Annotated in this window: 22 protein-coding genes; 8 read left to right on the top strand and 14 right to left on the bottom strand. The window is 71.2% G+C overall.

From position 1 onward, the window contains the following. Nucleotides 1–122 precede the first annotated feature (122 nt). Both ABD161_RS01775 and ABD161_RS01770 read right to left on the bottom strand, forming a co-directional pair. Nucleotides 123–1,664: a GH39 family glycosyl hydrolase gene (locus tag ABD161_RS01775; protein ID WP_343999093.1), complete on the bottom strand. Its 1,542-nt coding sequence runs from the start codon at nt 1,662–1,664 to the stop codon at nt 123–125. A 129-nt stretch (nt 1,665–1,793) separates the two neighbouring features. Further along, nucleotides 1,794–2,792: a type 2 periplasmic-binding domain-containing protein gene (locus ABD161_RS01770; protein ID WP_343999091.1), complete on the bottom strand. Its 999-nt coding sequence runs from the start codon at nt 2,790–2,792 to the stop codon at nt 1,794–1,796. A 51-nt stretch (nt 2,793–2,843) separates the two neighbouring features. On the opposite strand from ABD161_RS01770, the gene ABD161_RS01765 reads away from it, so the two are divergent. Continuing rightward, nucleotides 2,844–3,011: a hypothetical protein gene (locus ABD161_RS01765; RefSeq protein WP_343999089.1), complete on the top strand. Its 168-nt coding sequence runs from the start codon at nt 2,844–2,846 to the stop codon at nt 3,009–3,011. A 229-nt stretch (nt 3,012–3,240) separates the two neighbouring features. On the opposite strand, the gene ABD161_RS01760 is transcribed toward ABD161_RS01765, so the two are convergent. After that, nucleotides 3,241–4,230, bottom strand: coding sequence for an LLM class F420-dependent oxidoreductase (locus ABD161_RS01760; protein ID WP_135114398.1), 990 nt, complete (start codon nt 4,228–4,230; stop codon nt 3,241–3,243). A 92-nt stretch (nt 4,231–4,322) separates the two neighbouring features. Further along, nucleotides 4,323–5,372 (bottom strand): lipoate-protein ligase LplAB, encoded by a 1,050-nt coding sequence (gene lplAB / locus ABD161_RS01755; RefSeq protein ID WP_343999087.1) that lies wholly within the window; start codon nt 5,370–5,372, stop codon nt 4,323–4,325. A gap of 134 nt (nt 5,373–5,506) precedes the next feature. On the opposite strand from lplAB, the gene ABD161_RS01750 reads away from it, so the two are divergent. The 4 genes from ABD161_RS01750 to ABD161_RS01735 all read left to right on the top strand — a co-directional run bounded on the left by ABD161_RS01750 (nt 5,507) and on the right by ABD161_RS01735 (nt 9,764). Then, a complete protein-coding gene (locus tag ABD161_RS01750; protein WP_343999085.1) occupies nt 5,507–6,052 on the top strand; it encodes a ThuA domain-containing protein in 546 nt (181 codons plus the stop codon). A gap of 75 nt (nt 6,053–6,127) precedes the next feature. Next, nucleotides 6,128–7,996: a circularly permuted type 2 ATP-grasp protein gene (locus ABD161_RS01745; RefSeq protein WP_343999083.1), complete on the top strand. Its 1,869-nt coding sequence runs from the start codon at nt 6,128–6,130 to the stop codon at nt 7,994–7,996. Further along, entirely contained in the window at nt 7,990–8,922 is a 933-nt protein-coding gene (locus tag ABD161_RS01740) for an alpha-E domain-containing protein (protein ID WP_135114402.1), read from the top strand. Before ABD161_RS01745 ends, ABD161_RS01740 begins: the two co-directional genes overlap by 7 nt. Next, the gene (locus ABD161_RS01735) at nt 8,919–9,764 is read left to right on the top strand and encodes a transglutaminase family protein (RefSeq protein WP_343999079.1); all 846 of its coding nucleotides are present in this window, start codon (nt 8,919–8,921) and stop codon (nt 9,762–9,764) included. Before ABD161_RS01740 ends, ABD161_RS01735 begins: the two co-directional genes overlap by 4 nt. Nucleotides 9,765–10,032: 268 nt before the next feature. Here ABD161_RS01735 and ABD161_RS01730 read toward each other — a convergent pair whose 3' ends face one another. Continuing rightward, nucleotides 10,033–11,406, bottom strand: coding sequence for an MFS transporter (locus ABD161_RS01730; RefSeq protein ID WP_425560742.1), 1,374 nt, complete (start codon nt 11,404–11,406; stop codon nt 10,033–10,035). Nucleotides 11,407–11,411: 5 nt separating this feature from the next. Beyond that, entirely contained in the window at nt 11,412–11,834 is a 423-nt protein-coding gene (locus tag ABD161_RS01725; protein WP_343999075.1) for a MarR family winged helix-turn-helix transcriptional regulator, read from the bottom strand. Between the two features lie 93 nt (nt 11,835–11,927). Here ABD161_RS01725 and ABD161_RS01720 point away from each other — a divergent pair, with 93 nt between their 5' ends. After that, complete coding sequence (locus tag ABD161_RS01720) at nt 11,928–12,803, top strand: alpha/beta hydrolase (protein ID WP_343999074.1); 876 nt, start codon at nt 11,928–11,930, stop codon at nt 12,801–12,803. A gap of 423 nt (nt 12,804–13,226) precedes the next feature. On the opposite strand, the gene rocD is transcribed toward ABD161_RS01720, so the two are convergent. From rocD to ABD161_RS01680, 8 genes are all read right to left on the bottom strand, one after another. Then, nucleotides 13,227–14,414, bottom strand: coding sequence for an ornithine--oxo-acid transaminase (gene rocD, locus ABD161_RS01715; RefSeq protein WP_343999073.1), 1,188 nt, complete (start codon nt 14,412–14,414; stop codon nt 13,227–13,229). After that, nucleotides 14,411–15,271, bottom strand: coding sequence for a dimethylargininase (gene ddaH, locus ABD161_RS01710; protein ID WP_343999071.1), 861 nt, complete (start codon nt 15,269–15,271; stop codon nt 14,411–14,413). The genes rocD and ddaH overlap by 4 nt, the downstream gene beginning before the upstream one ends. Before the next feature lie 287 nt (nt 15,272–15,558). Beyond that, complete coding sequence (locus ABD161_RS01705; RefSeq protein WP_343999069.1) at nt 15,559–16,542, bottom strand: ornithine cyclodeaminase family protein; 984 nt, start codon at nt 16,540–16,542, stop codon at nt 15,559–15,561. Then, nucleotides 16,539–17,759 (bottom strand): amidohydrolase family protein, encoded by a 1,221-nt coding sequence (locus ABD161_RS01700; protein ID WP_343999065.1) that lies wholly within the window; start codon nt 17,757–17,759, stop codon nt 16,539–16,541. Before ABD161_RS01700 ends, ABD161_RS01705 begins: the two co-directional genes overlap by 4 nt. Next, on the bottom strand, nt 17,756–19,297 hold the full coding sequence (locus ABD161_RS01695) for an ABC transporter substrate-binding protein (RefSeq protein ID WP_343999063.1): 1,542 nt from the start codon (nt 19,295–19,297) through the stop codon (nt 17,756–17,758). The genes ABD161_RS01700 and ABD161_RS01695 overlap by 4 nt, the downstream gene beginning before the upstream one ends. Next, a complete protein-coding gene (locus ABD161_RS01690; protein ID WP_343999061.1) occupies nt 19,294–20,973 on the bottom strand; it encodes a dipeptide ABC transporter ATP-binding protein in 1,680 nt (559 codons plus the stop codon). Before ABD161_RS01690 ends, ABD161_RS01695 begins: the two co-directional genes overlap by 4 nt. Continuing rightward, on the bottom strand, nt 20,970–21,881 hold the full coding sequence (locus ABD161_RS01685) for an ABC transporter permease (protein ID WP_343999058.1): 912 nt from the start codon (nt 21,879–21,881) through the stop codon (nt 20,970–20,972). Before ABD161_RS01685 ends, ABD161_RS01690 begins: the two co-directional genes overlap by 4 nt. Next, a complete protein-coding gene (locus ABD161_RS01680) occupies nt 21,878–22,795 on the bottom strand; it encodes an ABC transporter permease (protein ID WP_343999056.1) in 918 nt (305 codons plus the stop codon). Before ABD161_RS01680 ends, ABD161_RS01685 begins: the two co-directional genes overlap by 4 nt. Nucleotides 22,796–22,983: 188 nt before the next feature. On the opposite strand from ABD161_RS01680, the gene ABD161_RS01675 reads away from it, so the two are divergent. Both ABD161_RS01675 and ABD161_RS01670 read left to right on the top strand, forming a co-directional pair. Beyond that, entirely contained in the window at nt 22,984–23,673 is a 690-nt protein-coding gene (locus ABD161_RS01675) for a GntR family transcriptional regulator (RefSeq protein WP_343999054.1), read from the top strand. A gap of 257 nt (nt 23,674–23,930) precedes the next feature. After that, nucleotides 23,931–24,239, top strand: a complete 309-nt coding sequence (locus tag ABD161_RS01670) for a DUF6176 family protein (RefSeq protein ID WP_343999052.1) — start codon at nt 23,931–23,933, stop codon at nt 24,237–24,239. Nucleotides 24,240–24,316: the final 77 nt, after the last annotated feature.

Genomic DNA, 24,316 nt, shown 5'->3' with positions numbered 1-24,316 from the left:
GGCGTCAGTTTCGACTCAGGTCAGAACGCGCCCCGAGGAACCCACTAAACATCCTCACTGTTTCGACTCGCTGCGCTCGCTCAACGACCGACCCGCCCGACGACTCGAGGCGCTGTGAGCGCTCAACGACCGGCCCGCCCGAGGATGCGGCGGTCGTCCAGCCACGGCGGCGTCTCGTCGATCACGGCGTCGAGCTCGATCAGCGCGATGCCGTGCCGCTGCAGCGTCACGTCGAGGCGGACGCGGCCGTCGGCGATCGGCAGCGACGAGTGCGAGCGCACCGGCTCGGCGGCTTCCCGCAGCGCCTCCTCCTGACGGCGGGTCGGCGAGGCCGGGCGTCCCAGGCGCTGCCACGCGGTGAACGCGTTTCCCCGCTCCCCGTCGACGTCCGAGCGGCGCGCGTACACGGATCCGGCGGGCGAGGTCATCGGCAGCGACAGCGCGAGGTGGTGCTCGGCCGGCTCCTCCGGGTCGTCCGTGCCGCCCACCGGCTGCCAGGCGAGCACGGCGATCCGGCCGTCCGGGTGTCGCGTGACGAGGTGATCCTGCCCGCGGGCGAGGATCTCGGGCCCCATCCGCGCCATGAAGGCATAGAGGTGGAAGGTAGGCTTCTTGATCTGGCGGTGGGTGAGCATGCCGAAGCCGCCGTGGAAGATCGCGGTCGGGATGTTCTCCTCCTCGAACACATCGCAGAACGTCCAGTAGGCGAACGAGTCGACGTGGTCGCCGCCGCCCGCGAGGACCGGCGCCAGCGCGGCGGCGTTGTACGCGGTGTCGTGCACCGGGTTGTCGGGCCGGTAGCTGGTGTTGAACTCGGTGACGTGCAGCGGCAGGCCCTCGAGCCGCGTGCCCGCGAGGAGCTCGGCGGGGCGCGCGAACTGGCCCAGCAGATCCGAGGGATGGCGGAGGGTCTGGTACACGCCGAACGGCACCGCCTCCGAGGGGCCGGAGGTGTAGGCGTGGAACGACAGGAAGTCGGCGGGAAGGTCGCGGCGCGAGACGAAGTCGGCGAACGGGCCCCACCACTCGTCGGCGCCGGGCGAGATCGCGGGCCCTCCGACGGTCAGCTGAGCGTCGACGTCCTTCACCGCGAGGACACTCGCCTCGTACAGCCGGAAGTACTCCTCGCGGTCCGCGTCCTGCCAGAAGTGCGCCAGGTTCGGCTCGTTCCACACCTCGATGGGCCACGTGCGGACCTCCTCCATCCCGTACCGGGAGATGAGGTGGCGCAGCAGGGCCCGGATGAGCGCCGCCCACTCGGCGTAGTCGGCGGGAGGCGTGACGTTCCCCTTCCACCAGAACACCGTCTGCTCCCCCGACGCGAGGCCGGAGGGCATGAAGCCGAGCTCGAGGAACGGCCGGATGCCGAGCTCCAGGTAGCAGTCGAGCACCTGGTCGACGTAGGTGAAGGAGTAGCGCGTGCCGCGGTGGCCGGCCGCGTCATACGGGCGGTGCACGCCGAGGTCGTCAGACAGCAGTCCGTGCCCGCGGATGTGACGGAAGCCGATCTCGCTCTGCACCAGGGCCAGCGACCGGCGATAGTCGGCCCGCAGGGCGAGGTTCAGCCGCCCGGTCCCGACGGCGTTGCGCCAGGCATCGGTCAGGATGCCGACCGGCTCGGAGGGGACGCGGATGACGGTGGACGAGGCGAGGGCAGGGGGCACAACGGCTCCAGGACGAAGGGGCGACACGGGCGGCTCCAGGCGGAACGGGTGAGGGGGTGGGACCGGGATCCCACCCCCTCACGGGGTCCGGGGCGGCGCCGCTCGGTGGCGCGTCCCCGGAGGCGGGGACTACTCGGCGACGCCCGCGGCCTCGTTCATGGTCGCGACGTACTCGTCCATGCCCAGGCCCTGCAGCTCGGCGACGTACGCGTCCCAGTCATCCAGCGACCTGTCGCCCTTGATGAACTGCGCCGTGGCGGTGTGCACCGCGGTCGCGAGGTTCGACTGCGTGACGGCGGTCTGGGTGCGCTGCGCCTCCGTGAGCGGGATGCCGGGACCCGGGTCCGCGACCTCCTTCTGCTCGTTCATCGCGGTCTGGAACTCCACCACCTCGGGGGCCAGCGTCGACTGGACGAGGTCGGCCGTCGAGCCGTGCGCGAGCGACCACACGCCGTTGTAGTAGCCGAAGTCGGCGTTCAGCAGCTTGGGGTCCTCGCCGGCGTTCGGGTTGATCCCGTTCCAGTCGATGCCGTCGAGCAGCTGACGCTTGCCGTCGACGACCTCGAAGGTCTCGCCCTCGACGCCCCACTTGGCGAACTCGAGGCCCTCGTCGCTGAAGTAGATCCAGTCGACGTACTGCAGCAGCGCCTTGAAGTACGGCTTCTCGGCGACGTCCTTCGAGAAGGCGACGCCCGACTCGAACTTTCCGCCCGTCGTCGAGTCCATGATGTCGCCGGCAGGACCAGCGGGGACCACGATGTTGCGCACCTCGGCCTCGGTGTCCCCTGCCTCGGCGAGACCGTTGCGGTACTCGGTGATGACCTGCGAGTTGGACGAGATCGCCGCCGCCTGGCCCGTGGTGAACTTCGCCTTCGCGGCGTCGTCATCCTGCGTCAGGCCGTCGGGGTCGAGCAGCCCGTCCTCCACGAGACCGTGGAAGTAGGTGAGCAGCTCCTTGAAGCCCTCCTGCGTGCCGCTGAACTCGTACTTCTCGCCGTTCCAGGTGACGCCGTCGCCGAAGCCCCAGCCCGCCTCGGTGCCGAAGTTGCCGGACGCAAGCTGCAGCACCGCCGCGAGCGGCTGGTTGTTGTTCGTGGTGTTCCAGCGACGGCGAAGATCCAGAACCACGGCAGCGTCAGGTCGACGATCTGCGCCTCGCCGATGAGGAAGAAGAACGCCGTGTCGAGGCAGAAGACGCCGAACGCGATCACGGTCGCCCACAGCATCACCGCCTTCTTGCGGAACCTGTCGACGAGGGTGCCGAAGAGCATGCTGAACAGCGAGATGAACAGCATGTACGCGCCGCCGATGACGCCCGTCGCGATGACGTTGCGCGTCTCGGCGTAGATCCAGAACGTCAGGCCGAACCAGAGGAAGCTCGTGGTGATGTTCGCCACGGCGGTGTTGATCAGGACGTGAAGGAACGTGCGCATCCCGCCCGCGGCGGCTGCACGCCAACGGGATCGGCGACCTGGCTCACTTCGACTCCCTCCGTCCGCTGGTCAGTGCTGTTGACGAAGAGAGTAGGGCGGGGTTCCGACATGGAGAACCCCGCCCTGTGCGTGAACTGCGAGCGTCACTGCAGCTCGGGGATCACCTTCTGCTCGAACAGCTCGACGCCGCTCGGGTCGTAGGCCGACTCCGGGAAGTAGTGGATGGCGTAGCCCATGCCCGCCTGCTTCATGCCGGAGAGCTGCTCAAGCACCTGCTCCACCGTGCCGACGAGGCTCTCGCCCGCGGAGTAGTTGTGCATGAAGCGCTCGAAGCCCGCGTCGCTGAGGTACGGCTTCACGCGCGCCGCGATCGCGTCGAGGCGCTCCTTGACCTCGGCCTCGTTCTCGCCGATCACGGTGTTGAAGTTCGCCGACCGGGTGATGGAGTCGAAGTCACGACCGAGCTTGTCGGTGTGCCCGCGCAGGATCTCGCTCTTGTGCGTGAACGCCTCCACCCCGCCGTTGAAGTTCGTGTACGAGGCGTACTTCGCGGCGATCCGCAGCGTGACCTTCTCGCCGCCGCCGGCGATCCAGAACGGGATGCCGCCACCCTGCACGGGGAGCGGGCGGACGATCGCGCCGTCGACCTGGTAGTACTTGCCGTCGAGCGTCGCCGATCCGGTCTCCCAGGCCTGCTTCATGATCTCGACGCCCTCGCCGAGCATCTTCAGGCGATCCGGGATCTCGGGGAAGCCGTAGCCGTACGCGCGCCACTCGTGCTCGTACCAGCCGCCGCCGATGCCCATCTCGACGCGTCCGGCCGACACGTGGTCGACGGTCGCCGCGACCTTCGCCAGGTACGCGGGGTTGCGGTAGCCCATGCAGGTGCACATCTGGCCGAGCCGGATGCGGCTCGTCGACGCGGCGAACGCCGACATCAGCGTCCATGCCTCGTGCGTGGCCTCCTGGCTCGGCTCGGGCGTGGTGTGGAAGTGGTCGTAGACCCACAGCGACTCCCACGGCCCGGCATCGGCCGCGATCGCCAGCGACTGCATCGTGCTCCAGTGCTGCGCCGGATCGATGTCGACAAGGTCGAATCGCCAGCCCTGCGGAATGAAGATCCCGAATCGCATCCTTGCTCTCCTCGACGTTCGTCGTCCGACGGCTCCCCCGCCGGAACGTGGTCAGGCTACCGGCTGCAGGGAGACGATCGGTGGCGTGAGGGTCACGGCACCCGGTGCAGCCAGGCCTCGGTGGCGAACTTGCTCTCGACCAGCGCCTCGGCCTCGGCGTACTCGTCGGGGGTGACCGAGCCCATCGTCGCGCCGGTGAACGTCTGGAACGACCGGATCAGCCGGTCGATGATCTCGCGCCGGCTCAGGCCCGTCTGGCTGCGCAGCGGGTCGACGCGCTTCGCGGCCGAGGCGGTTCCCTTGTCGCTGAGCTTCTCGCGGCCGATGCGCAGCACCTGCGTCATGACCTCGCCGTCGATGTCGTAGCTGAGCGTCGCGTGGTGGAGCACGCCGCCGTTCGCGAGGCGCTTCTGCGCCGCGCCGCCGATCTTGCCGGTGGGGCTCGCGATGTCGTTGAGCGGCTGATACGTCGCGTCGATCCCCATCGACCGCAGGGCCTGCAGCACCCAGTCGTCGAGGTACGCGTAGGAGTCGGCGAACGTGAGGCCCGCGACGAGCGAGGCCGGCACGTAGAGCGAGTAGGTGATGATCTGGCCCGCGCCCATGAGCATGGCGCCGCCGCCGGAGATCCGTCGCACGACGTCGAATCCGTGGCGGGCGGCGCCATCCGGATCCACCTCGTTCCGATACGACTGGAAGGATCCGATCACGACGGCCGACTGGTCCCACTCCCAGATGCGCAGGGTCGGCTTGCGGCGGCCCTCGCCGACGCGGCCGGTGAGCACCTCGTCGAGCGCGAGGTTGACGTGGGGCGAGACGGCGGGGTCGTCGACGATCTCCCACTCGAAGTCGGTCCAGGCGGAGGCGGTCACGAGCGCGCGGCGCACGGCCGTGCCGACCGCCTCGGGAGTGAAGCCCAGCAGCTGCGCGCCGGCAGGAAGGGCGCCGCGGACGGCGGCGGCGATCGTCGGCACGTCCACGGTCTCGGGCAGCCCGTTCACCGCCGCGTTGATGTCGAGCAGGGCGTCATCCGGCTCGAGGAAGAAGTCGCCGGCGAGATGGAAGTCGGCGATCCGGCCGTCGACCACGTCGAGGTCGACGACGACCAGCTTCCCCCCGGGCACTTTGTATTCGCCGTGCATACATCAAGCCTAGGTCGGGCCGCGGACATCCCGGCCCGGCGGCAGCCCACGACTCCCCGGGTCTGGTGAGATGGGCGCATGTCCTCGACCCGTCGCGCCCTGATCGCCACCGGAACCGGTCGCTACGCCGACCCGTGGCATCCGTTCGAAGAGACGGGCTGCAGCGGCTCGACGGCGTCGACCTGCTTGTCGTCAACGCTGGCGATCCGTGGCGCGACGGCGGCTCCGTCGGCGCGCCGGCGGCGTCCATCGTGGGGCTCGATGCCGCGCTCGACCGCGGCATCGGCATCCTCGCCCTGCACGCCGCGCTCGCGTCGCTGCGCGACTACCCCGCTCGGGCCGCCGCGACGGGCGGGGTGTGGCTGCCGGGCGTCTCGATGCATCCGCCGATCTCCGATGCCGAGTTCGGGTGGGCGGATCATCCGCTCGCCGGCGACGAGCCGCTTGTCGCGTTCGACGAGCGCTACGCATTCCTGCAGGCGATCGGCGCATCCCACGTCGTCGCGACCCACGAGCACGACGACGTCATCCATCCCGTCGTCTGGACGCGCGAGCACCTCCGCGGCGAGACGGTGAGCCGCGTCGCGGTCGACCTGCTCGGCCACGACGCCCGCTCGTACGACTCCCCGTCGCATCGCGCGCTCATCGCCCGCCTCGCCGGCTGGGCGACCGGACGCTGACGCGGCGCCGCCCCGCGCCACTCCGCGATACGCGCGGAAACACCCGCGCAACACCGCCCGGGCTACGCTCGCGACATGGGTGACCTGTTCGACGGCTACGGCTCGACCCTCGCGCCGCGCAAGACGATCCAGGGGCTCCCCGCGTTCGACGAGATGTTCGGCCACCCGGGCACGGGCGGCGACACCGCGGCGCGCGACGCGTATCGCGAGCTGTACCACGCGCTCGCCCGGATGACGCAGGATGAGCTGCGCGGCCGCACCGAGTCGCTCGCGTCGAGCTACCTGGCGCAGGGTGTCACGTTCGACTTCGCCGGCGAGGAGCGCCCCTTCCCGATCGACCCCGTTCCGCGGGTGATCGCGTACGACGAGTGGGCGCGCGTCGAGGCCGGGGTGAAGCAGCGGGTGCGGGCGCTGGAGGCGTTCCTCGAGGACGCGTACGGCCGCCGCTACTGCGTGCGCGACGGAGTGCTGCCGGCCGCCCTGATCGCGTCCTCGCAGTACTTCTACCGCCAGGCGGCGGGCATCCATCCGGCGAACGGGGCGCGCATCCAGGTCGCCGGCATCGACCTGATCCGCGACGAGCACGGCGAGATGCGCGTGCTCGAGGACAACGTGCGCGTGCCGTCGGGCGTCAGCTACGTGATCTCCAACCGCCGGGTCATGGCGCAGACCCTGCCCGAGCTGTTCGTGTCGATGCAGGTGCGCCCGGTGGGCGACTACCCCAACAAGCTGCTCGCGGCGCTGAAGGCCGCCGCTCCCCCGGGCATCGAGGATCCGAACGTCGTCGTGCTGACCCCCGGCGTCTACAACTCCGCGTACTTCGAGCACACCCTGCTCGCCCGCCTCATGGGCGTCGAGCTGGTCGAGGGCCGCGACCTCACCTGCACCGGCGGCAAGGTCTACATGCGCACGACGCGGGGCCTGCGCCGGGTGGATGTGATCTACCGCCGCGTCGACGACGACTTCCTCGATCCGCTGACCTTCCGCGCCGACTCGATGCTCGGGGCGCCCGGGCTGCTGCTCGCCGCGCGCCTCGGCAACGTCGGCATCTGCAACGCGGTCGGAAACGGCGTCGCCGACGACAAGCTCCTCTATACGTACGTGCCGGATCTCATCCGGTACTACCTGAACGAGGAGCCCCTCCTGAAGAACGTCGACACCTGGCGCCTCGAGGACCCCGGCGCGCTCGAGGAGGTGCTCGACCGCCTCGACGAGCTCGTCGTGAAGCCCGTCGACGGATCGGGCGGCAAGGGCCTCGTCGTCGGCCCCGACGCCTCGCCCGCCGAGCTCGAGAGCCTGCGCAAGCGCCTGATCGCCGACCCCCGCGGCTGGATCGCGCAGCCCGTCGTGATGCTCTCGACGATCCCGACGCTGGTGGAGGACGGGATGCGCCCGCGCCACGCCGACCTGCGGCCCTTCGCGGTGAACGACGGATCGGACATCTGGGTGCTGCCCGGCGGCCTCACGCGCGTGGCGCTTCCCGAGGGGCAGCTCGTGGTCAACTCCAGCCAGGGCGGCGGGTCGAAGGACACCTGGGTCGTCGGCGGCATGGCGCCGAACCACGTCGAGTACGGCCAGGGAACGGGCCTCGCCGGTCTCGTCGCCGATCAGGCAGCCACGGTGACGGCCGCGGTGCCGATCGTCTACGAGGCGCAGGATGAGCCAAGCCACTCGCCGCAGGATCATCCGGGCACCGCCGAGCAGGGCGAACAGCAGCAGCAGGGGCGGGACAGCGTCGATGGTTCGGCGTCGGTCGCTTCGGCTCGCTTCGCTCGCTCAGCAACCGGATGGCGGCCGCCGGCCTTCGAGCGAAGCGCAGTGCTCTCGCAACGCCCCACGGCAGGCGGCCTCGCCGCACCAAGCGCGCACCCGCCTCGTTCGTTGAGCGAGCGAAGCGAGTCGAAACGCCCCGGGCTGCCCACGGCAGGAGGCACGTCATGCTGAGCCGGATCGCCGAGAGCCTGTTCTGGATCGGACGGTACATCGAGCGCAGCGACGGCACCGCCCGCATCCTCGACGTGCACCTGCAGCTGCTGCTCGAGGACCCGTGGATCGACGAGGACACCGCGTGCCGGTCGCTGCTCGCCGTGATGGGAGCGCCGGCCCCCGCGGACGTCGAGACCGTGCGGCGCGAGCACGTGCTCGAGCACCTCGCGGTCAACCGCACGACGGCGTCGAGCATCGCGTATTCGCTGACCTCCGCACGGGAGAACGCCCGCCGCGCGCGCGAGATCGTCTCGACCGAGCTGTGGGAGTGCCTCAACACCACCCGCGCCCGGATGCCGCGCCGCCTGCAGACCGAGAAGGCCCACGAGTTCTTCCAGTGGGTGCGCGAGCGGGCGGCCCTCGCCGTCGGCATCGCCGACTCGTCCACGAGCCGCGACGAGTCGTGGCAGTTCTTCACGCTCGGCCGCAGCATCGAGCGCGCCGACATGACCGCCCGCCTGCTCGCGACCCGCTCGCTGACGCAGGCATCCGGCCCGTCGTGGACGACCATCCTGCGCTCCTGCGGTGCGTACGAGCCGTACCTGCGCACCTACCGCGGCATGCCGAGCGCGCGCAACGCCGCCGAGTTCCTGCTGCTCGACCGACTCTTCCCCCGGTCGATCATCTTCTCGATCTCGCAGGCCGAGCAGTGCATGAGCGCGATCGACCCGGTTGCCGACCGCGTCGGCCACTCGAACGCCGTCCTGCGCGCGCTGGGGCGCATCCGGAACGATCTCGAGTACCGCCCGATCGGCGAGATCCTCGGTGAGCTCCCCGAGCACATGGATCAGGTGCAGCAGGTCACCCGGGAGGCGTCGGATGCGATCCGGCAGCGGTTCTTCCCGACGCAGGCCGAGCGCACGTGGATCGGGGAGGTGTCGTGAAAAGACTGCGGATCGAGCACGAGACCGGGTTCGACTACCCCGGCAACGTCGCGGCGTCGTACAACGAGGCGCGGATGCTGCCGGGCACGACCGACAGCCAGTTCGTGCTGTCGTCGTCGGTCGACATCCATCCCACCGCGGCCGTGAACTCGTACGTCGACTACTTCGGCACGCGCGTGACGTCCTTCGACGTGCAGTCGCCCCACGACGAGCTGCGGATCGTCTCGCGCAGCCTCGTCGAGGTGCGCCCCCGTCCCATCGAGCACGCCGACATCACGTGGGAGCGCCTCGCCCGTGACGCGACCCGCTCGATCGACACGGTCGAGATGCTCGCGCAGACGAGCCGCACGCAGCCGCATCCGGAGGTCGCCGAGATCGCCCGCGGCATCGCCGACGCGCACGACAACCCGAGCGAGGCGGCGCACGCGATCGCGACCGCGATCGGCGACGCCGTGGAGTACATGCCGGGCGTCACGGGCGTCCACTCGACCGCCGCCGAAGCGTGGGAGTCGCGCAAGGGCGTCTGCCAGGACATCACCCACATCGCGCTCGGTGCGCTGCGGTCGGTCGGTGTCCCCGCGCGCTACGTCTCGGGCTACCTTCACCCGCGGCCCAACGCCGAGGTCGGCGAGGCGGTGCGCGGCGAGTCGCACGCGTGGATCGAGTGGTGGGCCGGCGACTGGCAGGCCTGCGACCCCACGAACGGCATCGAGATCGGCGACCGCCACGTGCTCGTCGGCCGGGGCCGCGACTACAACGACGTCCCGCCGCTGCGCGGCGTCTACGCCGGCCCGTTCAAGAGCGAGCTCTACGTCACGGTGACGATCACGCGCGAGGCGTGATCTCTTTCGGGCTCGCACGCTTCGGGGCCCCAAGCGGCACCCTCGCGAGCGAGGCGCCGTCGCTGCGCTCCGTCGCGGCAGCGCTTCGCGCTGCGGGCCCCATCCGGGGCACGCTCACTTCGTTCACACGGGAGCCGGGCCCGCGGGGTGCCGATGTCACGCCGTGAGCGCACATCCCGCGCGGTCGGCGCACATCCCGCACGCGAGATCACATCCCGGCGGATGCGCAGTCACCGGATGGATGTGATCTGGCGCCGTCGACCCGGGCCTACGCGCGGCGGCGGGGGCGCTCGTCGAGGTCGTCGTCGTCCTCGTCGACGAGGCGGATCGCCGAGGTCTGGGCGCCCTGGTCGCTGAACTCCTCGGGCGCGACCGTGGCGACCGGGCGGGTGATGACCGAGAGCGGGCGCGTCTCGTCGAGCGTGAGCCGGAACCTCTCGTCCTGGCGGCGGTGAAGGCGGCCCGACGCGATCACCCAGGTCAGACCGATCGCGCACGCGGCGAGGCCGCCCACCGCGCCCAGCAGGATCGCCGAGCGAGGACCGAACTCGGCCGCCACCCATCCGACGAGCGGCGCTCCGAGCGGCGTGCCGCCCATCATCACCGCGACGTAGAGCGCGAGCACGCGACCGCGCACCGACGCATCCGTCGTCGTCTGCACGTACCCGTTGGCCGTGGTGAGCGTGGTGACCACCGTGAAGCCGACGAACACGAGGCAGAGCGCGTAGAGCCAGTAGACGGGCATGAACGCCGACGCGATGGACACGAGCCCGAACCCACCCGTCGCGAGGATCGCGACGCGCAGCCGTGCACGGGCGCGGCGGGCGGCGAGCAGCGCTCCCGCGAGGGATCCGATCGCCAGGATCGAGCTCAGCAGGCCGAAGCCGTCGGCCTGCTCGCCGAACTCCAGCGCCATGGTCGAGGCGAAGATCGGGAAGTTCATGCCGAGCGCACCCATCAGGAACACCATGGCGAAGATCACCATCAGGTCAGGGCGCCGGGCGACGTAGCGGAAGCCGTCCGCGATCCGCGAGGACGCATCCGCGCGCTTGCGCGGGATGAGCTCGCGGGTGCGGATGAGCAGGAGCGCGCCGAGCATCCCGGCGTACGCGAGCACGTTGATGAGGAAGACCCAGCCCGTGCCGACCGCGACGATCAGCAGTCCGGCGACGGCCGGACCGATCATCCGCGCGCCGTTGAACGACGCCGCGTTGAGGGCGACCGCGTTCGAGGCGATCTCGCGGTTGACGAGGTCGGTCACGAACGCCTGCCGCGCGGGGTTGTCGAACGCGACGACGACGCCGGTCGCCAGCGCGAAGCCGTACATCATCGGCAGGGTCATGGCGTCCGCGAGCAGCAGGATGCCGATCGTCAGCGAGAACGCGAGCAGCACCAGCTGCGTGACGACGAGCACGCGGCGCCGGTCGAAGCGGTCGGTCACCCATCCCGACAGGCCGACGAGCAGCAGCGGCGGACCGAACTGCAGGGCCATGGTGAGGCCCATCGCGCCGGCGTCGTTGTCGGTGAGCTGCGTCAGCACCACCCAGCTCTGCGCCGTCGACTGCATCCAGGCGCCGATGTTCGACACGAGCGCGCCGATGAACCAGACGCGGTAGTTGAAGGACGAGAAGGACCGGAACATGACGCTCATCGCTCGATCGCCTCCAGGATGATCCGGGCGGCGGCGAGCAGCGTATCCCGATCGGCGGCGGGGAGGTCGGCGAGCACCCGCGCGAGCCACTCGTCGCGGCGGTGCACCGTCTCGTCGACGACCGTTGTGCCGCGCTCGGTGATCGTGATGTTGACCTTGCGGCGGTCGAGGGGATCCGGCTCGCGCGTGGCGTAGCCCTCCTCCTCGAGGCTGTTGACGGTGCGGTTCATCGACGGCGCCGACACTCCCTCGCGCTCGGCGAGCGCGGTGAGGGTGTGCGGCCCGCGGTACCGCAGCACGGCGAGCGCGGCGAACTGCCCGTCGGACATCGTCTTCACCGCTCGCTGCTGCCGGAGGAGTCGGGCGAGCCGCATCGTCGCGGCGCGGATCTCGGAGGCATCAGAGGAGAGGTCAGTCATCATTGATTACCATAACTCATTAGTTTGGATAAATATTCCGGCGCGCCGCCTGCGATGCACATCCGGAGGCCCGCGCTCTGGGAGGATCGGCGCATGACGTCGAAGCGGGACCAGGAGTTCATCGACGACCACGGGGTCGCGATCGTCTACGACGTCCATCCGGCCGACGAGCCCCGGGCGGTCGTGCAGCTGCTGCACGGGGTCGGCGAGCACGCCGGGCGCTACGCGGCGCTGATCGAGGCGCTCGTCGGCGCCGGGTTCACGGTGTACGCCGACGACCACCGCGGCCACGGGCGCACCGGCATGCGGCAGCACGGGGACGATGCGACGCGCCTCGGCCGGCTGGGGGTCGGCGGCCACGCCGCGACGCTCATGGCGTGCCGGCGGATGACCCGCATCGCGCGGGACGAGAACCCCGAACTGCCGCTCATCCTGCTCGGTCACTCCTGGGGGTCGTTCCTCGCGCAGATGCTGCTCGACGTGCATCCGGACGCGTACGACGCGGTCATCCTGAGCGGCTCGGCGCTGCGCTGGCCCGGATCCCTCAACCCGCTGCCGCTCAACGCGCGGTGGAAGGGCCCGGATGCGCTCGGCGTCGAGTGGCTCTCATCCGACGCGGCGGTCGGGCGCGCGTTCCTCGACGACCCGCTCACGACGACCACGCCGCTGCTGAAGCTGTTCGGCCTGCGCGACTCCGCGAGCATCATGTTCGGCCGCCCCCGACGCGGGCTGCGCGAGGCCGCCGGTCACGACATCCCGATCCTGCTTATGGTGGGTGAGGACGATCCGGTCGGCGGACCGCGCTCGGTGGAGCGCCTCGCCCAGGCGTATCGGCAGCGCTCGGGTTTCGAGGACGTCACCACGCGCGTCTACCCCGGCGCCCGGCACGAGATCTTCAACGAGGTGGCGCAGGCGGAGATCCGCGCGGATCTGCTCGCGTGGCTGGACGAGCGGTTCCCGTTGCGCTGACCCCTGCGCCGGCGGCCTTGAGACCCCGGCGGGCTTCGACCGTTTCGACTCCTCGCTCCGCTCGTCGCTCAACGACCGGACGGGGTCAGCGACCGGAGGGGATCAGGCACTCCCGCAACTCACCCCTGCTCGTTGAGCGAGCGGAGCGAGTCGAAACGGGCCGGACCGCCGGCGGCATCAGCCCCGGCGGGGCTTGGACCGTTTCGACTCCTCGCTTCGCTCGTCGCTCAACGACCGGAGGGGGGTCACCGGCCGGAGCGCGTCAGGCACTCCCGCAACTCACCCCTGCTCGTTGAGCGAGCGAAGCGAGTCGAAACGGGCCGGACCGCCGGCGGCATCAGCCCCGGCGGGGCTTGGACCGTTTCGACTCCTCGCTTCGCTCCCTCGCTCAACGACCGGAGGGGGGTCAACGACCGGAGGGGGTCAGCGAGCGGAGGGAGTGAGCGCCTGGGCGAGCTGCTCGAGCGCCCAGTCGAGCTCCGTCGCGCGGATGACGAGCGGCGGGGCGATGCGCAGCGTCTGGCCGTGCGTGTCCTTCGCGAGCACGCCGCGCGCGAGCAGCCGCTCGGCGACCTCGCGGCCCGTGCCGCGCGAGGGGTCGATGTCGACGCCGGCCCAGAGACCTGCCGACCGGATCGCGGTGATCCCGTCGAGCTTCTCGAGGCCCGCGCGGAGGTGCTCGCCGAGCTGACGCGAGCGCTCCTGGAAGCGGCCGCTCTGCAACAGCTCGACGACCTTCAGGCCCACGGCCGCGGCGAGCGGGTTACCGCCGAAGGTCGAGCCGTGCTCGCCGGGGCGGATGACGCCCAGCACGTCCTCGTTCGCGACGACCGCCGAGACGGGCAGGATGCCGCCGCCGAGCGCCTTGCCGAGCAGGTAGACATCCGGCACGACACCCTCGCGGTCGCACGCGAAGGTCTCGCCCACGCGGCCGAGACCCGACTGGATCTCGTCGGCGATGAACAGGACGTTGCGCGCGGTCGCGAGCTCGCGGATCCGGCGCAGGTAGCCCTCGGGAGGCAGGACGACGCCGCCTTCGCCCTGGATCGGCTCGATCAGGATAGCGGCGGTGTCGTCGTCGATCGCGGCCTCGATCGCGTCCGCATCTCCGTAGGGAACCGCGACGAAGCCGGGCGCGTACGGACCGAAGTCGTTGTGCGCCTGCGGGTCGTCGCTGAAGCCGACGATCGTGGTCGTGCGGCCGTGGAAATTGCCCTCGGCGACGATGATCTTCGCGCGGTCGGCCGCGATCCCCTTCACCCGGTAGCCCCAGGCGCGGGCCACCTTGATGCCGGTCTCGACGGCCTCGGCACCGGTGTTCATCGGCAGCACGAGGTCCTTCTTGCACAGCGCGGCGAGGGCGTCGGTGAACGGTCCGAGCTTGTCGTTGTAGAACGCGCGGCTCGTCAGCGTGAGGCGGGCGAGCTGATCCTGCGCCGCCTGGACGAGCTCGGAGTTCAGGTGCCCGAAGTTCAGCGCCGAGTAGCCCGACAGCATGTCGAGGTAGCGCTTGCCCTCGCTGTCGGTCACCCAGGCGCCGTCACCGGTCGCGATGGTCACCGGCAGCGGGTGGTAGTTGTGGGCGACGTGCACCTCGTGTGCGGCGGTCATTCGGTCACCGCCGAGGCGCCACGCAGCTCCAGCGTGCAGCACTTGATGCCGCCGCCGCCGAGCAGCAGCTCGGACAGATCGATCAGGATCGGGCTGTAGCCGCGCTCGCGCAGCTGCGCCTCGAAGCCCGTCGCACGGGGCGAGATGATCACGTTGCGGCCGTCGCTCGCCGAGTTCAGGCCGAACACGGCGCCATCCTCGTCCGAGACCAGGATCGCGTTCGGGAAGCGGCGCTCGAGCTCGGCGCGGCTCGCGTCGTCGAACGCGTGCGGGAGGTAGGCGATGCCGGGCTCCGCGCCGGGCTCGACGACCGGATCCAGGATCGTCAGGGCCGTGTCGAGGTGGTAGAACCGCGGGTCGATGAGCGTCAGGCTCACGACCTCGCGGTCGAAGACGCGGGCGACCTCGGCATGGCTGTCGCCCGTCGAGCGGAAGCCGGTGCCCGCGAGGATGACGTCGCCGGCGAGCAGGAAGTCGCCCTCGCCCTCGTTGACCTCCTCGGGCACGCGCGTGTCGAAGCCGTTGGCGCGGAACCAGTCGATGAACGCCGGCGCCTCACCCTGGCGCTCCACGTAGCGGAACTCGGGGCCGTAGGCGACGCCGTCGATCACGAAGCCGCCGTTGGCGGTGTAGACCATGTCGGGGTAGCCGGGCAGCGGATCGATCAGCTCGACCTCGTGACCGAGCTCGAGGTACGTGTCGTACAGCTTCTGCCACTGCGCGACGGCCTTGGCGGTGTCGGTCGGGTTGGCGGGCTCCATCCAGGGGTTGATGGAGTAGCTCACCGTGAAGTGCTCGGGACGGCACATCAGGTAGCGGCGCTTGTGCTGGATGCGGGCGGGTGCGTTGTCGGACATCATGCTCCTGGCGACTTCTCAAATGTGAAGGTGCGGCGGACGCTGTCCAGAGGCCCGGCGGAGCGATGGGGACGCCAGCGGCACGGGCACGCCGCGTCCATTCTGGCACGCCCCACCTGCACGGTCGCGGAGGATGCGGCCTCTCGCCGCACACCGGCGCGGGTGCCTCACGTCGCCGAGCAGGCATCCCTGTGCCGAGCGGGCATGCGCACGCATGCCCGCTCGACGCGCGGGTGCCTGCTCGCGGGGCGGGCGCCTGCTCGCGGGGCGGGCGCCGGGTACGAGCCTCAGGCGCCGAGGTCGAGCTCCGTACCCACACCGGCGCGACGCGCGGCCGAGACGAGCAGGTCGGCGATCGCGAGATCCTGGGCGCCGATGCCGACGGAGTCGAACAGGGTGATCTCCTCACGCGAGGTGCGGCCGCGACACCGGCCCGCGAGCACCTCGCCGATCGTCCCCACGACGTCGTCGACAGCGAGGGCGCCCTCGGCGACCGCGAGCAGCAGATCGCCCGACTTGGTCTCGGCGGTGGCGCGGTCGTCGACCCACAGCGAGCTGCGCGCCATCGCCTCGGCGTCGACCTCGCGCTCGTCCGGGCGCGGACGGGCGCCCACCACGTTCACGTGCTGGCCCTCGTGAAGCCACGCTCCCCGCAGGATGGGCGTGGTCGACGGGGTGAGGGTGCAGAGCACCTCGGCGCTCTCGGCGACCTCGCGCGGGTCGGTCGCGACGCGCGCCTCACCCTCCCATCCGACCGCGCCGATCAGCGCCTCGGCCCGTGCCGGGTCGCGCGACCACACGACGAGGCGCTCGAACGGCCGCACGCGACGCAGGGCCTCGACGTGCTCCCGTGCGAGGGCCCCGGCGCCGATCAGGCCCAGGACCCGCGCGTCGTCTGCGGCGAGCGCGCTCGTCGCGACGGCGGTTGCCGCCGCGGTGCGCACGCGCGTCGGCACCGCGCCGTGGAGCACCGCCGCCGGCGCTCCGTCCGCGCGGTCCACGACGAGGATCACCGACCGCTGGGTCGGCAGCCCGCGCTCCGCGTTGCCCGGCACGTCGGCGAGCAGCTTCACGGCCGCCGTGCCGGTCGTGTCGGAGACGGCCGACATCAGCAGGTACCGGCCGGTGTCGGCGGGCGTCCCCATCGACGTCGGAGCCGGCTGTGCCGCCGTCCCGCGTGCGATGTCGGCGAACACCCGGGCGACCGCATCCTGCGTCGCGGCGCGATCCACGAGGCCCTCGAGCTGGGAGGTCGTGAGAATGAGCGTCACGCGGTCAGCTCCAGCCCGTCGGCCACCACGACGCCGCGACGCAGCACCGTGCGGTCGGCGCCGCGGTCCATGACCGCGGCCGTGACCGTGTCGCCCGGCACGAGCACGAGGTCGGCGAGGTCGCCGGGGGCGACGCCGGGCCGATCCTCGACCGATGCGAGCGGGGCCCCGTCGCCGATCACCGCGCGCCCGCCCGCCGTGGCGATCGCGACGCAGTGCTCGACGTGCGCGTCCTGGCGGAAGCCGTTGGTGAACGCGAGCTGCCAGGTGCGGTCGAGCATGTCGGCGTTTCCGTACGGCGACCAGTAGTCGCGCTGGCCGTCCTCGCCGAGGCCCAGGCGGATCCCGTACTCGGCGAGCATCAACGTCGGCAGCGGCGACGGCGGCGCGATTGTCGTCATGGCGATGTCCCACTCCCGGAAGTCCTCGAGCAGCGGCCGCAGCTGCGTCTCCGGCAGCCGGCCGAGCCCGTAGCCGTGCGAGATCGTGACCCGGCCGCGCATGTCGAGCGCCCTCGTGCGCTCGACGATCAGCTCGGCCGAGAACCGGGCGAGCTGATCCGGCTCGTGAAGGTGGATGTCGATCGGCGTCCCATAGCGCTCGGCGAGACCGAACACGATGTCGAGGTGCGTCACCGGATCGCGATCCAGCGCGCACGGATCGATGCCGCCGACGACGTCCGCCCCGTGCCGCATCGCCTCCTCCAGGATCTCGACGGATCCCTCCTCCCGCAGCAGGCCTGCCTGCGGGAAGGCCATCACCGTGACGTCGGCGCGGCCCGCGTGCACCTCTTTCGCGGCGAGCACGGCGTCGAGCCGCTCGAGCCCGCAGTCGACGTCCACCTGCGCGTAGGTGCGCACCGCGGTCGTGCCGTGCGCGATCATCCGGCCGAGGGTCGTCGTGGTGCGCTCGGCCATCGACACCTCGGCGTCGCGCCAGTTGCGCCGGTCGTTGAGCATCATGTTCCACACCCCCGGCGACCCGGTGTGTGGCCGGAACGGCAGCCCGACCCGCGTGGAGTCGAGGTGCACGTGCACGTCGGCGAATGAGGGGATCAGGATGCGCCCGCGCCCGTCGACGACGGTCGCCCCGGGCGGGACCTCACCGGCGGGTGCGTCGCCGCGCGGCGTCACCTCGGTGATCGTCCCGTCCTCGATCCGCACGTCGGCCGGGGCGCCACCCCACGGCCGGACGTCGGCGAGGACGACGGCGCTCAACGGAAGCTCGTCTCGGTGAAGTCGAACAGGCCGTCCGCGCGCGGCTCCCACTCGAGGGCGGCGTCGGCCGCGAAGTTGTTCGCGGGCACATACAGCGGCACGAAGTAGCCCTGCGTGTTGCTGTACTCGAGCAGCTCGGCGAACACCGCCTCGCGCTCCTCGCCGATCACGCCGCGCTGCTGTGCGGCAAGCTCAGCGGTGCGCTCATCCTGCGCGTAGTTGTTGTTTCCCGCCGGCTCGTAGAAGTCGGTGAGCGGCAGGTCGCCGTCGACGGTCGAGGGCGCCCAGGTGTTGAGGTACACGCCCTTCAGCTCCTTGTTGCGCACCTTCAGCGTGTGGCTCTGCTGATCGGTGCCGACCATCTCGACCGTGATGCCGACGGCCTCCAGCGAACCCTGGATCGTCTGCGCGACCTCGGAGGACAGGGGGATGCGGCCGTCGGTCGCGTACTCGAACGGGATCGACTCGCCCGCGTACCCTGCCTCCTCGAGCAGCTGCTTCGCCCGCTCCGGGTCGTACGCGCTTCCCTCGACGGCGTCGGAGAACCCCTCCACGGCGGGAGCGAGCATCGTGGTCGCCGGCTCGGCCAGGCCCATCAGCAGGTTGTCGGTGATCGCCTTCTTGTCGATCGCCAGGGCGATCGCCTCGCGCACGCGCGGGTCCTGCAGCACCGGGACTGTCGAGTTGACGCCCAGGAACACGACGCCGTTCGAGGGCGACGAGAACACCTGCGCGGTGCCCACCTGCTCGATCGACTCGACCTGGGTGGGGCCGATCTGGGCGAGGTCGAGGCTTCCCGACAGCACGCCGTTGACACGCGACTCGTCGGAGGACACGGGCTGCAGCGAGATGGATTCGATTGCCGGCGCCTCGCCCCAGTAGTCGTCCGAGCGCACGAGGTCGTAGGAGACGCCCTTCGTGATCTTGTCGAAGACGTACGGTCCCGATCCCACCGGATCCTGCGCGAACGCGTCGGGGCCCATCTCCTCGTACGTCTCGCTCGGGACGACGGAGATCAGCGACGTGTTGCGCGGGAACGCCGAGAACGGCTGGTGAAGCGTGAAGCGCACGGTCAGGTCGTCGACCTTCTCGACCGAGGCCACCGAGCTGAGGTACGCGTTGTTCTCGCTCGTGGGGTCATCGAGGATCGCCTGGTACGAGAACACGACGTCGTCGGCCGTGATCTCCTCACCGTTGCTGGCGGTCACACCGTCCTGCAGGGTGAAATCCCACTGCGTGAGGTCGTCGTTCGGCGTCCACTCGGTGGCAAGGCGCGGCTCGAGCTCGCCGTCCGCGCTGATGTGCACAAGCTGGTCGAACGTGTGGAAGAAGATCGACAGCACGACGAGAGATCCCGAGCGGATCGGATCCATCGAGCTCGGGTCGGTGGGGATCGCGGCGACGATCGACGTCGGCGCCTCGGCGCCGGGGGCGCTCGTCGGCTCGAAGCCGCCGGCGCAACCCGCCAGCACGAGGGCGCCGGAGGCGATCAGCGCGCCGGCGGGGACGACGCGGCGGAGGGTTCGGGGACGGGTCATGTCGCTCCTTCGGTGATGGCGGGTCGGGTGGTGCTCGGGCCCCGGCGGCGGGCGCCGTCGAGGCGGGGCACGGCGTCGAGAAGAGTGCGCGTGTACGGATGCTCCGGGGCGGCGAACACCTGCGCGGCGTCGCCCTGCTCCACGATCCGGCCGGCCTGCATGACGATCACGCGGTCGGCGATGCTGCGCACGACGCCGAGGTCGTGGGAGATGAAGAGGTACCCGAGGCCGTGCTCGGCCTGCAGCCGGGCGAGCAGCTCGAGCACCTGCGCCTGGATCGACACGTCGAGCGCCGACACGGGCTCGTCGAGCACGAGCAGGCTGGGCCGCAGGGCGAGCGCGCGGGCGATGCCGACGCGCTGTCGCTGGCCGCCCGACAGTCGGCCGGGAAGGCGCTGGGCGAACTCCTCGCCGAGGCCCACGTCGGCGAGCAGCTCGGCCACGGCGCCGGGACGCAGGCGATGCCCGATGCGCAGCGGTTCGGCGACGATGTCGCCCACCGTCATCCGCGGATCCAGCGCCGAGTAGGGATCCTGGAACACGATCTGCGCGCGGCCGCGCTCCACGGCCGTGCGCCCGCTCAGCGCGGGCGCGACCGCGTGACCGCCGAGCGCGACGGCGCCGGAGGTCGGGCGCTGGATGCCGAGGATCGCGCGGGCGAGCGAGGACTTGCCGCATCCCGACTCCCCGACGACCGCGACGGTCTCGCCCGCCGCGACGTGCACCGACACGTCGTCCACCGCGCGCACCGGCGGGCGCGGTCCGCTGCGGTACTCGACGACGATCCCGTCGGCGCGCAGCGCGAGCGGGGTCTCGCGGTCGGGCGCCGGACGCGCCAGGGTGAGCGACTCGGGCATGCTGTCGCGCAGTCGCCGCGTGTACGCGTGGGCAGGGTCGCGCAGCACGTCGGCGGTGGCGCCCTCCTCGACCACGCGGCCGGAGTTCATGACCGACACGCGGTCGGTGTTCTCGGCTACGAGGCCGAGGTCGTGAGTGATCAGGACGAGCGCGGAGCCGGTGCGCTCGCGCACCTCGGCGAGCAGATCCATGACCTGCGCCTGCACCGTCACATCGAGCGCCGTGGTCGGCTCGTCGGCGATCAGCAGCAGCGGGTCGTGCGCGATCGCCATCGCGATCATCGCGCGCTGCCGCATTCCGCCCGACCACTGGTGCGGATATCCGCTCGCCCGCTCGGACGCGTTCCGAACGCCGACCGACTCGAGCAGCTCGACGGCCCGGCGCCGCGCCGCGGCTCGGCCGAGCCGGCTGTGCACGCGCACCGCGGCCGCCACCTGGGCACCGACCGGGATGAGCGGGTTCAGGGCCGACATCGGGTCCTGGAACACCATCGCCGCCGTGCGTCCGCGCAGCGCCCGCATCCCGCGGTCTCCGAGCTCGGTGATGTCGCGGCCGCCCAGCTCGATCCGGCCGGCCGTCAGCCGGACACCGGCGGGAAGCAGGCCCAGCGCCGCGAGCATCGTGAGGCTCTTGCCCGATCCCGACTCGCCGACGACGCCGAGCGCCTCCCCGGCGCCCACGCGCAGCGAGACGCCGTCGACGACCACGCGCGGCCCGCCAGGGCCGGGCGCCTCGATGCGCACGTCGTCGAGGCGCAGCACGTCGCCGGTCCGGTCGTCCCGCGCGGTCAGCACATCCGCACGCAGCGTGTCGCTCATCTCATCCCTCCTCGGCGCAGCAGGGCACCACGGCCCTCGGCGGTGAACTGCTGGCTCAGGAACTGCACCCCGGCGACGGCGAGGAACATCACGAGACCCGGGATCAGCGCGATCCAGGGCGCGGTCGCGAGGTACTTCTGGCCGTCGAAGATCATCGATCCCCAGCTCGGCACCGGCGGCTGCACGCCGAGACCCAGGTACTCGAGCGACGACTCGATCAGGACGATCGTCGCGATGTCCGTCGCGGCGATGATCAGCGTGTGCGGCCAGACGTTCGGCAGCACGTGGCGCGTGAGCACCCACACCGCGTCGCCGCCCTGGGTGAGCGGCGCGACCACGAAGTCCTGTCGCCGCAGCGCCGAGGCGACGTTGCGGGTGACGCGAGCGTAGCCGACCCACCAGGTGCAGCCGAGCACCACGATCGTGAGCCCGGCGCTGGGGCGCAGCACGGCGCAGATCGCGATCAGCAGCAGGACGACCGGCATGGCGAGGGTGACGTTGCTCGCGACGGACACGAGCGATTCGATCCGGCCGCCGAAGTACCCCGCGAGCACGCCGATCGTGGTGCCGATCAGGGCGTTCATCGCGACGATCGCGAACGCGATGCCGAGGGTCACGCTCGACGCGAGCGCGACGCGGCTCAGCAGATCGCGGCCGAGGGCATCGGTGCCGAGCGGGTGCGCGGCATCCGCGAACGGCGCCCGCAGCGCCGACGACAGATCCTGATCGAACGGCGCGAACCACGGCAGCAGCGGCGGGACCGCGGCGAGCAGGATCACCGCGAGCAGCATCACCGCGCCGACCACGGCCATCGGGCGGGGACGCAGCCGCAGGCGCGGGGCGCGGATCTCCACGGGCTGCGACGCGGCGACCGGGGCCACCGCGGCGGGAGGGATGGGCGCGCTCATGCAAGCTCCGTCCGGGGGTCGATGCGGTGCACAACGATGTCGATGACCGTGTTGACGACGACGAACATCAGGGCGACGAACAGCAGGCCTGCCTGCACGATCGGGAAGTCGCGCTGGCTGACGGCGTTCGTGAGCAGCTGGCCGATGCCCGGCCAGGCGAACACGACCTCGACCACCACGGTTCCGCCGAGCAGCCCGCCGAGGTTCAGACCCGCCATGCCGAGCACGGGAAGCAGCGCGTTGGGGAGCATCTGGGTCAGCAGGATGGCGCCGCGCCCGCGGCCCTGCGCGAATGCGGTGCGCACGTAGTCCTGCGCCGCCTGCTCACTGAGGCCCGCATCGAGCAGGCGCAGGTACATCACGAACTGCCCCGTGGCGAGGGTGACGACCGGGAGCACGAGACTCGCGGGGCTCGTGCGGCCGAGCGAGGGCAGCGCGCCCAGCAGCACCGCGAAGACGAGGACCAGCAGCAGTCCGAAGAAGAAGTCGGGCACCGACTGCCGGGCGGCGCCGAGTCCGCCGGCGATCGTCCGCAGCACGCGGCTGCCCGTGAACTGGATGGCGAGCGCCACGACCAGCGCGAGCGCGAGGCCCGCGACGAACGACCAGAACGCGAGCTCGAAGGTGGCGGGAACCCGCTCGAGCACGAGGCCGAGCGCGGGCTCGCGCAGCCGGTACGAGTCGCCGAGGTCGCCCGTGAACAACCCGGCGAGGTAGCCGAGGTACTGCACGATGAGCGGACGGTCGAAGCCGAGCGCGGCATCCATCTGGGCGATGTCCTCGGCGCTCGCGTTGTCGGGAAGCAGCAGCGCTCCGGGCGAGCCGGTGAGCCGGCCCAGCACGAACGCGACCGTCACGACGACGAACAGCGTCACGATCGCGAGGGCCAGGCGGCGGAGGAGGAAGGGGACCACGTGAGGGACGTTAGGCCAGCGCCCCTCGCCGGGACGGCCCCGTAACGCGTTCGTCACAAGACCCTTACGCCGGTGACACGTTGGCTCGACCAGATGACGCTTATATGTCGCGATTGTCGCCTCTAACACCCGTTTGGTATTCCAAGTTGCACTTCCGTCGAGTGAGCAGATCCTGCCAGGATGGGGGCATGACCTCTCACGCCGACCTCGGCATGGCCGAGCGGATCGCGCACGTGCTGCGCGAGCAGATCATCACGGGCGAGCTCGCCATGGGAACGCGGCTGAGCGAGCGCGAGATCGCCGAGCGGCTCTCCGTCTCCCGCGCCCCGGTCCGCGAGGCGCTGCCGATCCTGGAGGCCGAGGGCTTCGTGTCCTCCTCGCGTCGGCGCGCAGCAGTCGTCCACACCTTCACGCTCACCGACGCGAGCGAGCTGTTCGATCTGCGCGCGCAGATCGAGCCGCTGGCCGCCCGCCTCGCCGCCGTCCGCGCGTCGGAGGGCGCCGACCTGTCGGGCATCCGGCAGTCGCTCGACGTGGCCCACGCCCCCGTCGCCGATGCATCGCCGTCGGCACGCAACTCGGATCTGCACGAGGAGATCATCAAGCTCGCCGGCCATTCGCTGCTCGAGCGGATGAGTGGCCTGCTCAGCGGGCGCGTGCGCTGGCTGTTCCGCCTCACCCCCGAGCGCGACACGTCCTCGATGTGGGATGAACACCGCGAGATGGTCGACGCTATCGCTGCCGGGTCGGCCGACCTGGCTGCGCTGCTCGCCTCGGCGCACGTCGAGCGCGGGCGCATCGAGTCCATGCCGCTGCTCGCCGAGCGCCTGCCGGCCGAGCCCCCGCGCGCCCGGCGCCGCCGGCGGGCGGCAGCCTGACCCGCGCATCGCGCTCCGCGCCGGCGTAGGCGGCGACCGCGCCGAGCCCGCACCCTCTCGCCGACCCCGCGCGCGATCGCGTGCCGGGTGCGCGAGACGGTGCGGGGTGGCGGTGGCGACGCCCCCCGCGTTCACTGTCGAGCAGGCATCCGTACGCCGAACAGGCATGCACGGGCATGCCCGCTCGACGCGCAGGTGCCTGCTCGCGGCACGGCGAGCGCCGGGCGGCCTAGCATGGCGGCATAATCACGCTCGCCGTGCGCCGCATCCGGCCCGACCAGCGCGCCGCGCTGGAGGACTGGCTCCGGGAGCTGAACGGCCCTCGCCGCGGGGAGGCGCTTGCGACCCTCGCCGCGGAAGGGGTGGACCACGAGCGGGCCGTCATCCTCGAGACGAGCGACGGACCGGTGCTGATCTACGCCATGGAGAGCGACGACCCCGCACGGGCGCACGCCATCGCGGCGGCATCCGACGCGGAGGTCGACCGTCGGCACCGCGAGGTACTGACCGCCGCGGACGCTGGGCGCGCCGACATCTCGGTCGCGCTGGATCTGCGGATCGCCTGATTCACCGCCGCGCGCCGAGCAGGCATCTGTACGTCGAGCGGGCATGCGTGCCTATGCCTGCTCGGCGCGCACATGCC

The sequence above is a fragment of the Microbacterium paludicola genome, from assembly GCF_039529675.1.
In the GTDB taxonomy this organism is placed as follows: Bacteria; Actinomycetota; Actinomycetes; order Actinomycetales; family Microbacteriaceae; genus Microbacterium; species Microbacterium paludicola.
This window is presented reverse-complemented; position numbering and strand designations above follow the sequence as displayed.

Excerpts from the sequence above, each read along its gene's own strand:
- ABD161_RS01760 (WP_135114398.1), bottom strand. The coding sequence starts at position 4,230 with ATGCGATTCGGGATCTTCATTCCGCAGGGCTGGCGATTCGACCTTGTC.
- lplAB (WP_343999087.1), bottom strand. The coding sequence starts at position 5,372 with ATGCACGGCGAATACAAAGTGCCCGGGGGGAAGCTGGTCGTCGTCGAC.
- ABD161_RS01745 (WP_343999083.1), top strand. The coding sequence starts at position 6,128 with ATGGGTGACCTGTTCGACGGCTACGGCTCGACCCTCGCGCCGCGCAAG.
- ABD161_RS01740 (WP_135114402.1), top strand. The coding sequence starts at position 7,990 with ATGCTGAGCCGGATCGCCGAGAGCCTGTTCTGGATCGGACGGTACATC.
- ABD161_RS01730 (WP_425560742.1), bottom strand. The coding sequence starts at position 11,406 with ATGTTCCGGTCCTTCTCGTCCTTCAACTACCGCGTCTGGTTCATCGGC.
- ABD161_RS01725 (WP_343999075.1), bottom strand. The coding sequence starts at position 11,834 with ATGACTGACCTCTCCTCTGATGCCTCCGAGATCCGCGCCGCGACGATG.
- ABD161_RS01720 (WP_343999074.1), top strand. The coding sequence starts at position 11,928 with ATGACGTCGAAGCGGGACCAGGAGTTCATCGACGACCACGGGGTCGCG.
- rocD (WP_343999073.1), bottom strand. The coding sequence starts at position 14,414 with ATGACCGCCGCACACGAGGTGCACGTCGCCCACAACTACCACCCGCTG.
- ddaH (WP_343999071.1), bottom strand. The coding sequence starts at position 15,271 with ATGTCCGACAACGCACCCGCCCGCATCCAGCACAAGCGCCGCTACCTG.
- ABD161_RS01695 (WP_343999063.1), bottom strand. The coding sequence starts at position 19,297 with ATGACCCGTCCCCGAACCCTCCGCCGCGTCGTCCCCGCCGGCGCGCTG.
- ABD161_RS01690 (WP_343999061.1), bottom strand. The coding sequence starts at position 20,973 with ATGAGCGACACGCTGCGTGCGGATGTGCTGACCGCGCGGGACGACCGG.
- ABD161_RS01685 (WP_343999058.1), bottom strand. The coding sequence starts at position 21,881 with ATGAGCGCGCCCATCCCTCCCGCCGCGGTGGCCCCGGTCGCCGCGTCG.
- ABD161_RS01675 (WP_343999054.1), top strand. The coding sequence starts at position 22,984 with ATGACCTCTCACGCCGACCTCGGCATGGCCGAGCGGATCGCGCACGTG.